Origin of the sequence: Candidatus Symbiopectobacterium sp. (assembly GCF_020054415.1) — a bacterium.
In the GTDB taxonomy this organism is placed as follows: domain Bacteria; phylum Pseudomonadota; class Gammaproteobacteria; order Enterobacterales; family Enterobacteriaceae; genus Symbiopectobacterium.
In genome coordinates this window covers 1-10238 of sequence record NZ_JAHWCO010000307.1, presented here as the reverse complement: position 1 = coordinate 10238, position 10238 = coordinate 1, and the positions used below count along the sequence as shown (strand labels likewise).

Below are 10238 nucleotides of genomic sequence, written 5' to 3'. Positions count from 1 at the left end.
CTCAGGTGGGTGAAGCCATGTCCATGGTCAAAGCGCTTAACCGGATCACGCTATTAGGAATGCCGAACAGTATTCGCATCACGTAACAATCGACCCGTATGGGGCGCAGTCGTTACAAGTTCTGATTTATTCAACAAAGCCGTCTGAAAGCGCAGGCACACTTAAGCGAACGCGATATTCGTGACGCGGTGGAGACGCTCTCCATTGAACTGGTGCTGACCGCGCACCCGACAGAAATTACCCGTCGCACACTGATTCATAAGCTGGTTGAGGTAAACAACTGCCTGAAACAGCTCGATCACAACGATCTGGCAGACTATGAGCGCAACCAGATCATGCGCCGTCTGCGTCAGTTGATCGCCCAGTCGTGGCATACGGATGAGATCCGTAAGATCCGCCCAACCCCCGTAGACGAAGCCAAATGGGGCTTTGCCGTGGTGGAAAACAGCCTGTGGGAAGGGGTGCCAGCCTTCCTGCGCGAGCTGGATGAGCAGTTGGAAAAATCCTTTGGTTTCCGCCTGCCGGTGGATTCTGTCCCCGTACGCTTCACCTCCTGGATGGGTGGCGACCGCGACGGCAACCCAAATGTGACCGCCAAAATTACCCGTCACGTCCTGCTGCTGAGCCGTTGGAAAGCAGTAGACCTGTCTTTGCGTGATATTCAGGTACTGGTGTCCGAGCTTTCCATGTCGGAATGCACACCGGTGCTGCGTGAGCGCGCCGGTATCGCAGAAGGGGAAGAGGTTCAGGAACCCTATCGCGTTACTATGAAATCCCTGTGTGCGCAGCTTAACGCGACCCTGACTTACCTTGGGGGCAGCCTGAAGGGCGAGCGCACGCTGCGTCCGCACGATCTGCTGGAACACAACGAACAGCTGTGGGAACCGCTGCACGCGTGTTACCAATCGCTACATGCCTATGGCATGGGCATTATCGCCGACGGCTAACTGCTCGATACCCTGCGCCGTGTGCGCTGTTTCGGCGTGCCGTTGGTACGTATCGATGCGCGTCAGGAAAGTACGCGTCATACGGAAGCACTAGCGGAAATCACCCGCTACCTTGGGCTGGGCGACTACGAAAGCTGGTCTGAATCCGACAAGCAGGCGTTCCTGATTCGAGAATTAAGTTCCAAACGTCCGTTGTTGCACCGTCAGTGGGAACCGAGCGCAGAAACCAAAGAAGTGCTGGATATCTGCAAGGTGATCGCCGAAGCGCCGCAGGGCTCTATCGCCGCTTACGTGATCTCCATGGCGCACACACCATCCGACGTGCTGGCCGTGCACCTGCTGTTAAAAGAAGCGGGTTGTCCCTTAGCCTTGCCAGTCGCTCCGCTGTTTGAAACGCTGGATGACCTGAACAACGCCTACGATGTGATGAAGCAACTGCTGGGTATCGACTGGTATCGCGGCTTTATCCAAGGCAAGCAGATGGTGATGATCGGCTATTCCGACTCCGCCAAAGATGCGGGCGTGATGGCGGCTTCCTGGGCGCAATACCGCGCGCAGGACGCACTGATCAAAACCTGCGAGAAAGCAGGCATTGCGCTTACGCTGTTCCACGGACGCGGCGGCTCCATCGGTCGCGGTGGCGCACCGGCTCACGCCGCCCTGCTGTCACAACCGCCGGGCAGCCTGAAAGGCGGCCTGCGCGTCACCGAACAGGGAGAAATGATCCGCTTCAAGTTCGGTTTACCGGAAGTGACCATCAGCAGTTTGTCGCTCTATACCGGTGCTATCCTTGAGGCCAACCTGCGGCCGCCGCCAGAGCCGAAACCGGAATGGCACGACATCATGGATGAGCTTTCTCGCGTGTCTTGCGATATGTATCGCGGTTATGTGCGTGAAAATCACGACGTTGTGCCTTACTTCCGCGCCGCAACGCCGGAACTGGAACTGGGTAAACTGCCGCTCGGCTCACGTCCGGCCAAACGCCGTCCTAACGGTGGTGTAGAAAGCCTGCGCGCCATTCCGTGGATTTTTGCCTGGACGCAAAACCGCCTGATGCTGCCAGCATGGTTGGGCGTGGGCGCGGCGTTGCAAAAAATCGTGGAAAATGGTCAGCAGAAAGCGCTGGAAACCATGTGCCGCGACTGGCCGTTCTTCTCCACGCGTGTCGGGATGCTGGAAATGGTGTTCGTCAAAGCGGACCCGTGGCTGGCGGAATACTACGATCAGCGTCTGGTCGACGAAAAACTGTGGCCGTTGGGCAAAGAGTTGCGCGACCAGTTGGCGGCAGATATCAACGTGGTGCTGCGAATTTCCAACGATGACCATCTGATGGCAGATTTGCCGTGGATTGCTGAGTCTATCGCGCTTCGTAACGTCTATACCGACCCGTTAAACGTGCTGCAAGCCGAGCTGTTACACCGTTCGCGTGAGCAGGAAAACCCCAGCCCAGAGGTGGAACTGGCGCTGATGGTGACCATTGCAGGCGTGGCAGCGGGTATGCGCAACACGGGCTAACCGCAACACCGCTCTGTTCCCGCCTCACATTGAGGCGGGATATCGCCTTGCTTTACTTAGTCAGCCAGATACTTACGCTGCAATTGGTAGCGCGCGTCATCATCCAGCCCATAGTCCGTCGCCAGCCAACGGTTTATAGAACCATAGCGTTCTTTGATACTTCGCAGTGCGGTCGCCAGAAAGGCTTCCTGAACCGAGAGCACAAAGGAGAATTGCGACAGCGCTTTCTCATTCAGCGTATCGGCCAGCGATGTCAGCAGTTGCTCGCGAAAAGGCGCAAGGGTGATGTCCGTAACCAGATAATCTTCCATCACCGTTTTTTCATCCACCCCGAGCGCAAACAACACCAGAGCGGAGCCGATGCCGGTACGATCTTTGCCGACAGCACAGTGCTGCACCAGTGCCCCTTCTTCTGGTCTCTGCAACAGGGCAACCAGTTGACTATAGGCGGGATTGTTGAAAGGCAAACGCCGATAGAGTTCCAGCATAAAGGCCTGTGAATCAAACGCAGGGAGCTGATCTGAACCCAACGACTCCAGACTGGCCGTGACCTCGTGGCGAATCGGGTTGGCGGGACACGTGTGATAATGCGCGCCTTTCCACAGAATATCATGCTTGGCCGTCACTTCATCCGGGTCACGATAGTCAACCACGTGCGACATGGGAACACCGGCCAGGTGCTCACAGTCAGAGGCACTCAGTTGATCCAACGAGCCTGCACGGAACAGTTTGCGCGGGCGAATACGTTGCCCATCTGCGGTATATAATCCACCTAAATCACGGAAATTGATGCCGCCCTCTAACGCAACCAAAGAGGGATGGCGTGGTGCTGATGTTGTCATACAACTCCTTGCAATACGTGGCGGAAAACTCAGGCACTCAATAACCGGCGTGCTGCATCCAGCACCACCGTAACGGCAGCGGTTTCCGCCAGCTTCATCGTCGCAACATCCGGTGTTTCCTGCTGGGTGCGGTTGACGATGACGCCTGCGACCATGCCCGCCCGCAATCCCTGACTGGAACACATGGTGAGCAGCGTGGCAGACTCCATTTCATAATTCAACACGCCCATGCTCTGCCACTCTTGCATTGAGCCTTGAAAACGTCGCACGACGCGCCCAGAGTAGGTATCGTAGCGCTCTTGCCCCGGATAAAACGTATCCGAAGAGGCGGTTACGCCAATGTGCAGCGGGAAACCGGAGGCCTTCGCAGCATCAACCAGCGCGGCAGTGCACGCAAAATCGGCCACAGCCGGATACTCCAGCGGCGCAAAGTGCAGGCTGGCACCGTCCAAACGCACAGCCGCCGTCGTCACCAATACATCCCCCACATTCATATCAGGCTGGATCGCACCTGTGGTGCCCACGCGCAGAAAGGTTCTGACGCCTAATTGCGCCAGTTCTTCCACCGCAATGGAGGTCGAGGGGCCGCCAATACCCGTAGAGCAGATAACCACCGGTTGCCCTGCAAGCGTAGCACGCAAAGTGGTAAATTCACGGTGCGCGGCCAGAAACACAGGGTTATCCATCTCGTGCGCGATTTTTTCAACCCGCGCCGGATCGCCGGGCACAATGGCTAACGTCGCCCCTTGCAGCCCCTGTTTGGTTAACCCCAGGTGGAACACATCAGATTCAGACATAATCGTCTCCTCATCATGGGCAAGATAGTACTGTTTATTATCCTAGCGCATCAGTACCCTAACAGCAGTGATATATCTCACTACCAAAAGAAACCAATACAGTGGTATACACTTATAAATTGCGCGCTGTCACACCAATAATCCCTTTTATGCTCAAGAGGAGAACAACCACCATGAAAGTGGCCGAACCGCTGGAACTCCGACAAACCGATCGTGCGATGACCCGTGCTGTTACGCCCCATGCCGAGTCAACTATCCTCACCGACAGCCAAGGGATTATCGCGGGTGAGACCACCATTCCGTCCCAAGGTGAGCAGCTTCCCGCTTACCTCGCCAAACCGGCATCAGGTGATGGGCATTATCCCATCATTCTGGTGGTACAGGAAATTTTTGGGGTGCATCAGCATATTCAGGATGTTTGCCGTCGGCTGGCGAAACAGGGTTATCTTGCCATCGCGCCAGAACTGTATTTCCGTCAGGGCGATCCACATCAGTATGATGATATTCCGACGTTGCTGAGCGAACTGGTCAGTAAGGTGCCGGATGCACAGGTGCTATTGGATCTTGATCGCACGGCCAACTGGGCCGTGCGGCAAGGCGGCGATGCGAACAAAATAGGGATTACCGGCTTCTGTTGGGGTGGGCGAATCAGTTGGCTGCATGCGGCGCACAATCCGCAGTTGAAAGTCGCCGTTGCCTGGTACGGTAAATTCTCCGGTAACAAAACCCTGACCACGCCGAAACACCCGGTGGATATCGCCGCCGATCTCAGTGCGCCCGTGCTCGGTTTGTACGGCGCAGAAGATGGCAGTATCCCGCTCGATCAGGTCGAGCTGATGCGACAGGCGCTACGCGCCGCCAACGCCACGGCGGAGATTGTGGTGTATCCCGAGGCGGGACACGCTTTCCATGCGGATTATCGCCCCAGCTACCATCAAGCGTCTGCTCAGGATGGCTGGCAGCGTATGCTGGCGTGGTTTGCGCAGTATGGTGTGAAATAAGCAAAAAAAACGCAGGGAGAAACGCCCTGCGTTTGATACCAACCTTGTGAGGTTAGGTTTAGGTTGCGCGTAAGCGCTGTGCCGCTTCGACCATGTTAGCCAGTGATTGACGCGTTTCCGGCCAGCCGCGCGTTTTCAGGCCGCAGTCCGGGTTGACCCACAGACGCTCGGCGGGAATACGCTGTGACGCTTTACGCAACAGCGCTTCAATCCATTCCACGCTCGGTACGTTCGGTGAGTGGATATCGTACACGCCCGGCCCGATTTCATTCGGATACTCGAACTCTTCGAACGACTCCAACAGCTCCATGTCGGAACGCGAGGTTTCAATGGTGATCACATCCGCATCCAGTGCCGCAATGGAGTCCATGATGTCGTTAAACTCGCAGTAACACATATGGGTGTGAATCTGGGTGTCATCCCGTACCACGGCCGCATTCAGACGGAATGCTTCCACGCCCCATGCCAGATAAGCCTGCCAGTCAGAACGGTGCAGCGGCAGCCCTTCACGCAGTGCCGGTTCATCAATCTGAATAATACCGATACCTGCACTTTCCAAATCCGCCACTTCATCACGCAGTGCCAGCGCGATCTGCTTGGCGATGGTTTCACGGCTGACATCTTCGCGCGGGAACGACCAGCACAGGATGGTCACCGGACCGGTCAACATACCTTTTACCGGCTTGTCGGTCAGGGATTGGGCATACTTGGCCCACTCGACCGTAATCGGTTCCGGGCGGCTGATATCACCAATGATCACCGGCGGTTTCACACAGCGTGAACCGTAGCTCTGCACCCACCCGTTCTGGGTGAAGATAAAGCCATCTAGGTGTTCACCAAAATACTCGACCATATCGTTACGTTCTGCTTCACCGTGCACCAATACGTCCAGACCCAGACGTTCCTGCTCGACAATCGCCTGTTTGATGTGTTCGGCGATGCCGGTACGGTAGTTGTTGCCATCAAGGCGGCCTTGCTTGAAGTCCAGACGCAGGCCACGAATTTCTGTGGTTTGCGGGAAGGAACCAATGGTGGTAGTCGGCCAGTCGGGAAGATTGAAACGTGCACGCTGTGCCTCGGCACGTACCGGATAGGCGTGTTGACGCTGGCTATCCTGCGAGGTGATCGCCGCCAGACGCTGAGTCACTGCCGCATTGTGAACGCGCGTTGAGGTGCTGCGCGCACGAATCGGTGCGCTGTATTCCACCAGAGCAGCACCCTCGCCACTGTTCAGTGCCGTCGTCAGCAGCGACAGTTCAGCACACTTCTGCAATGCGAAGGCGAACCAGCTTTTAACTTCGTCATCAAAACGCGTTTCCACGCTCAGATCGATCGGGCTGTGCAGCAGAGAACAGGAAGAACCGATCCACAGTTGACGCTGCCCGACCAGCGGTTGCAGGCGTTCAAACCAGGTGCTGAGATCCGTACGCCACACGTTACGACCGTTAATCACACCCAGTGATACCAGCCAATCAGCCGGCAGTTGCGCCAGCAGCGCAGCGGCATCATCCTTACCGTGCACCAGATCCACATGCAGACCTTGTACCGGCAGCGCACGGAGGGTATCCAGGTTATGGCCGATGCTGTCAAAATAGGTGGTCAACAGCAGTTTGACCGAGCCCTGCAACGCATCGTAAGCCGGTTTAAAGGCATCCAGCCACTCTTGTGGCAGTTCCAGCACCAGTGCAGGCTCATCAATCTGCACCCACTCGATACCACGTTTAGCAAGCTCTGCCAGCACCTGTTGATACACCGGCAGAATGTCTTTCAGCAGGGAGAGACGATCGAATGAGTCACCCTTCACTTTGCCCAACAACAGGTAGGTCACCGGCCCCAGCAGCACCGGTTTGACTTTGTGGCACAGTGCCAACGCTTCGTCCACTTCGTCGAGCAGTTGCGTCCAGGTCAAGGCAAAACGCTGCCCCCGAGTGAACTCGGGCACCATGTAGTGGTAGTTGGTGTTAAACCATTTTGTCATCTCTGCGGCGGCCGCCGGTTCGCCCGTCGGCGCACGACCACGGCCAATACGGAACAGCGTGTCGATATCAACCTTGCCATCGGCATTTTGGTGGCGCGCAGGCACGTTACCCAGCAGCAGGCTGGTGGTCAGTACATGATCATACCAGGCAAAATCACCCACCGGCAGCAAGTCAACGCCAGCGTCTTTTTGCTGTTGCCAGTGACGTACCCGCAGCGATTTGCCCACTTCCAGCAGCTCAGCCTGAGTGAGGTTGCCTGCCCAATAGCCTTCTTGCGCTTTTTTCAGTTCACGGCGCAGTCCGACGCGCGGAAAACCCAGTGTGTGATTTAAAATTGCCATCGTTAATCCTCATTTAGCCGTCCAGATGTTTACATATCCATAATCAACAGGTACTGTATAATGCACAAGCGCAAATTATTCACTGCCATTGTGAAGGACTCTCATGATCGAACTGAAACACTTACGGACACTGCAAGCACTGCGCGGCACAGGCTCGCTGGCAGCCGCTGCCGCGCAGCTTCACCAGACGCAATCGGCGCTTTCCCACCAGTTCAGTGAACTGGAGCAGCGTCTGGGTTTTCGGCTGTTTGTACGTAAGAGCCAACCGCTGCACTTTACTCCTCAAGGGGAAATCCTGCTGCAATTGGCCGATCAGGTGTTGCCCCAGATTCAACGGGCGTTGCAGGCATGCAACGAACCGCATCAGACCACGCTGCGTCTGGCGATTGAGTGCCATAGCTGTATTCAGTGGCTAACGCCCGCGCTGGAGCATTTTCACAGCCAGTGGCCGCAGGTGAACATGGACTTCAAATCCGGTGTCACCTTTGATCACCAACCGGCACTGCAACAGGGGGAATTGGATCTGGTGATGACATCGGACATTTTGCCGCGCAGTGGGTTGCACTATTCACCGGTGTTTGATTTTGAAGTGAGACTGGTACTGGCACCAGACCATGCATTAGCGAGCAAAGAGACGATTTCACCGGAGGATCTCGCCGATGAGATCCTGATGATCTATCCGGTTCAGCGCCAGCGCTTGGACATCTTGCGTCATTTCCTGCAACCGGCAGGCATCAGTCCAACGTTAAAGAGCGTGGATAACACCCTATTGCTAATTCAGATGGTGGCGGCACGCATGGGTATTGCCGCGCTGCCACACTGGGTAGTGGAAGGTTTTGAACGTCAGGGTTTGGTGGTGACCAAAACGCTGGGTGAAGGATTGTGGAGCCGACTGTACGCTGCGGTACGCGATGGAGAGCAGCGCCAGCCGGTACTTGAAGCCTTTATTCGTTCTGCCCGCCAGCACACGTGTTCGCATCTGCCGTCCGTGCGGTATGCTGCACGACCCAGCGCTGGTGTACCCACAAAGCCGCAAAGATAATCAGAGACCCCAGCGCGAAACGCCCCCAGTCGGGCGTCTTCTGCCAGAAGAGGAAGTTAACCAGTAGTCCGGCAGGGACGTGAAAGTTGTTCATGATACTTAGCGTGCCCGCATCCACCTTGGTGGCACCGTAGTTCCACATGGAATAGCCCAGGCCGGAGACAATCGCCCCCAAGAAAACCAACACGCCCCACTGTATCGGGGCGGTGGGTAGTTTGGTGAAGTTGCCAAACAGTCCCCACGCTACCAGCGTCACCAATCCCGCCCCCAGATAAAACCAGGAAAACGCACTGTGCTGCGGCATCGGGTGCAGCTCCATCAGGCGTTTATAGCCTACTTGCCCTGCGGCGAAGCAAATATTGGCAGCCTGAATCAGCAGAAAACCATGCCAAAAATGCGCACTGACGCCATGATAATGGATGACTACGGCCCCCAATACTGCCAGCAACGCGCTAAAGGCATAGCCCCAGCGCAAGCGTCGCCCGCTGATTACATCGTAAATCAACGTGACGTACAGCGGCGTCATTACTGAAAACAGCAGCAGCGTCGGAACATCGAGATAGAGATAACTACGGAACAGCAGCAGGTACATCACGCCCAGTTGGATCACACCGATCAGCAGGTACAATCCCAGTACTTTGGCTGAATAACCACGCCAACGCAGGAACGGCAGAAAAACCACAGCTGCCAGCACTAAACGAAACATGGCAGAGAACCAGCTATCGACCTGCCCCGCCAGATATTCGCCAATCAGGCTGAAAGAAAATGCCCACAGAATGGTGGTAATGACCAGTAATAACACGCTGATACCCTAGTAAAAACGATAAGGGGCCATTGTACCGCATTTTCTGCATAATCCTCGACCAATGCTGTTTACATTTGGTTTATATACCAACAATCAGATTTGCCAGCGCAGCCAAGCAAAAAAGACGTTGCCGTTGTCGTAGGTGCCAGGAATGTAGGTCGCCTGAAAAGAGAGGCGCTGATAGTTCACCGAGACCAGCGGCAATAGCACCGGAATCGGGATATAGTGCCAGTTGTCCCGCATAGTAACGCCAGCGGTGAAACCCGCACCCAATTGGAAATCCGGATTCGTGGTAGGCGTACAGCGTTTCTCAAAGCCATAACCGCCGATAGGCTCCCATTTGTTGAAGGAATCCTTGAACGCCATCAGGTACAGACCGTGCCAATCACCGTCGGCATCCAAACGTGACACACCATAGCCTGCGCCCCAGGGACGTTCATTGTACTTGTCGGTTTTCTCTTTGTCGTAAGTCCAGCGGTTATGCCAGGTGATAGCCGGGATATAGAGATACTGACTTGATGAATTCGACCAGGTTTCTGACAGATTAAATTTGGCTTTTTGCCACCAACTGCCCTGCCTATTGCTCTGCACAGACTCCTTCGACATTTCCACGGCGGAATCCGTTGGGGCAGCGAGGGAAGGAAGCGAGAACAGAAAAGGGAAAAGGGTAAATATCACACGCATCAGATACATCTTTGCTTCTCATAAACCATCAATGTTGTTGCGAGACATGAACCGTCAGATGACAGGGAAAGTCTGGTTTAGGGAAACAGGCCACGGGTAAAAGCCTGTCCAAACCGGTATGTGACGGGTTCACACGTTATATTGGGCTTTGTTGAATAAATCAGAACCTGTAATGACTGCGCCCCATACGGGTCGATTGTTACGTGACGCGAATACTGTTCGGCATTCCTAATAGCGTGATCCGGTTAAGCGCTTTGACCATGGCCATGGCTTCACCCACCTGAG

7 protein-coding genes and 3 pseudogenes are annotated in these 10238 nt (G+C 55.4%); 4 read left to right on the top strand and 6 right to left on the bottom strand.

The window, feature by feature from the left end; all coding sequences use genetic code 11:
* Both QZ506_RS09015 and ppc read left to right on the top strand, forming a co-directional pair.
* A pseudogene (locus QZ506_RS09015) lies at positions 1 to 86 on the top strand (lipoprotein); the annotation flags it as partial.
* A pseudogene (gene ppc, locus QZ506_RS09010) lies at positions 62 to 2462 on the top strand (phosphoenolpyruvate carboxylase); the annotation flags it as partial. The pseudogenes QZ506_RS09015 and ppc, both read left to right, overlap by 25 nt.
* Before the next feature lie 56 nt (positions 2463 to 2518).
* On the opposite strand, the gene QZ506_RS09005 reads toward ppc, so the two are convergent.
* Entirely contained in the window at positions 2519 to 3304 is a 786-nt protein-coding gene (locus tag QZ506_RS09005; protein WP_291970510.1) for a tyrosine-protein phosphatase, read from the bottom strand.
* A gap of 29 nt (positions 3305 to 3333) precedes the next feature.
* Positions 3334 to 4101: a uridine phosphorylase gene (udp, locus tag QZ506_RS09000; RefSeq protein ID WP_291970508.1), complete on the bottom strand. Its 768-nt coding sequence runs from the start codon at positions 4099 to 4101 to the stop codon at positions 3334 to 3336.
* Positions 4102 to 4274: 173 nt separating this feature from the next.
* Between udp and QZ506_RS08995 the strand changes: the two genes are divergently transcribed.
* Positions 4275 to 5102, top strand: a complete 828-nt coding sequence (locus QZ506_RS08995; RefSeq protein WP_291970506.1) for a dienelactone hydrolase family protein — start codon at positions 4275 to 4277, stop codon at positions 5100 to 5102.
* A gap of 58 nt (positions 5103 to 5160) precedes the next feature.
* Here the strand turns inward: QZ506_RS08995 and metE are convergent, their stop codons facing one another.
* Entirely contained in the window at positions 5161 to 7422 is a 2262-nt protein-coding gene (gene metE / locus QZ506_RS08990; RefSeq protein ID WP_291970504.1) for a 5-methyltetrahydropteroyltriglutamate--homocysteine S-methyltransferase, read from the bottom strand.
* A 103-nt stretch (positions 7423 to 7525) separates the two neighbouring features.
* Here metE and metR point away from each other — a divergent pair, with 103 nt between their 5' ends.
* A complete protein-coding gene (gene metR / locus QZ506_RS08985) occupies positions 7526 to 8464 on the top strand; it encodes an HTH-type transcriptional regulator MetR (protein ID WP_291970502.1) in 939 nt (312 codons plus the stop codon).
* Here metR and QZ506_RS08980 read toward each other — a convergent pair.
* The 3 genes and pseudogenes from QZ506_RS08980 to QZ506_RS08970 form a co-directional block, all read right to left on the bottom strand.
* Entirely contained in the window at positions 8367 to 9266 is a 900-nt protein-coding gene (locus QZ506_RS08980; RefSeq protein WP_291970500.1) for a carboxylate/amino acid/amine transporter, read from the bottom strand. The genes metR and QZ506_RS08980 overlap by 98 nt on opposite strands.
* 96 nt (positions 9267 to 9362) lie before the next feature.
* Positions 9363 to 9953 carry a lipid IV(A) palmitoyltransferase PagP gene (pagP, locus tag QZ506_RS08975; RefSeq protein WP_291970512.1) on the bottom strand — a complete coding sequence of 197 codons (591 nt, stop codon included), beginning with the start codon at positions 9951 to 9953 and terminating at the stop codon, positions 9363 to 9365.
* A 199-nt stretch (positions 9954 to 10152) separates the two neighbouring features.
* A pseudogene (locus QZ506_RS08970) lies at positions 10153 to 10238 on the bottom strand (lipoprotein); the annotation flags it as partial.

Bases quoted from the DNA above. Each gene is read 5' to 3' on its own strand.
- QZ506_RS09005 (WP_291970510.1), bottom strand. From the start codon at position 3,304: ATGACAACATCAGCACCACGCCATCCCTCTTTGGTTGCGTTAGAGGGC.
- udp (WP_291970508.1), bottom strand. From the start codon at position 4,101: ATGTCTGAATCTGATGTGTTCCACCTGGGGTTAACCAAACAGGGGCTG.
- QZ506_RS08995 (WP_291970506.1), top strand. From the start codon at position 4,275: ATGAAAGTGGCCGAACCGCTGGAACTCCGACAAACCGATCGTGCGATG.
- metE (WP_291970504.1), bottom strand. From the start codon at position 7,422: ATGGCAATTTTAAATCACACACTGGGTTTTCCGCGCGTCGGACTGCGC.
- metR (WP_291970502.1), top strand. From the start codon at position 7,526: ATGATCGAACTGAAACACTTACGGACACTGCAAGCACTGCGCGGCACA.
- pagP (WP_291970512.1), bottom strand. From the start codon at position 9,953: ATGCGTGTGATATTTACCCTTTTCCCTTTTCTGTTCTCGCTTCCTTCC.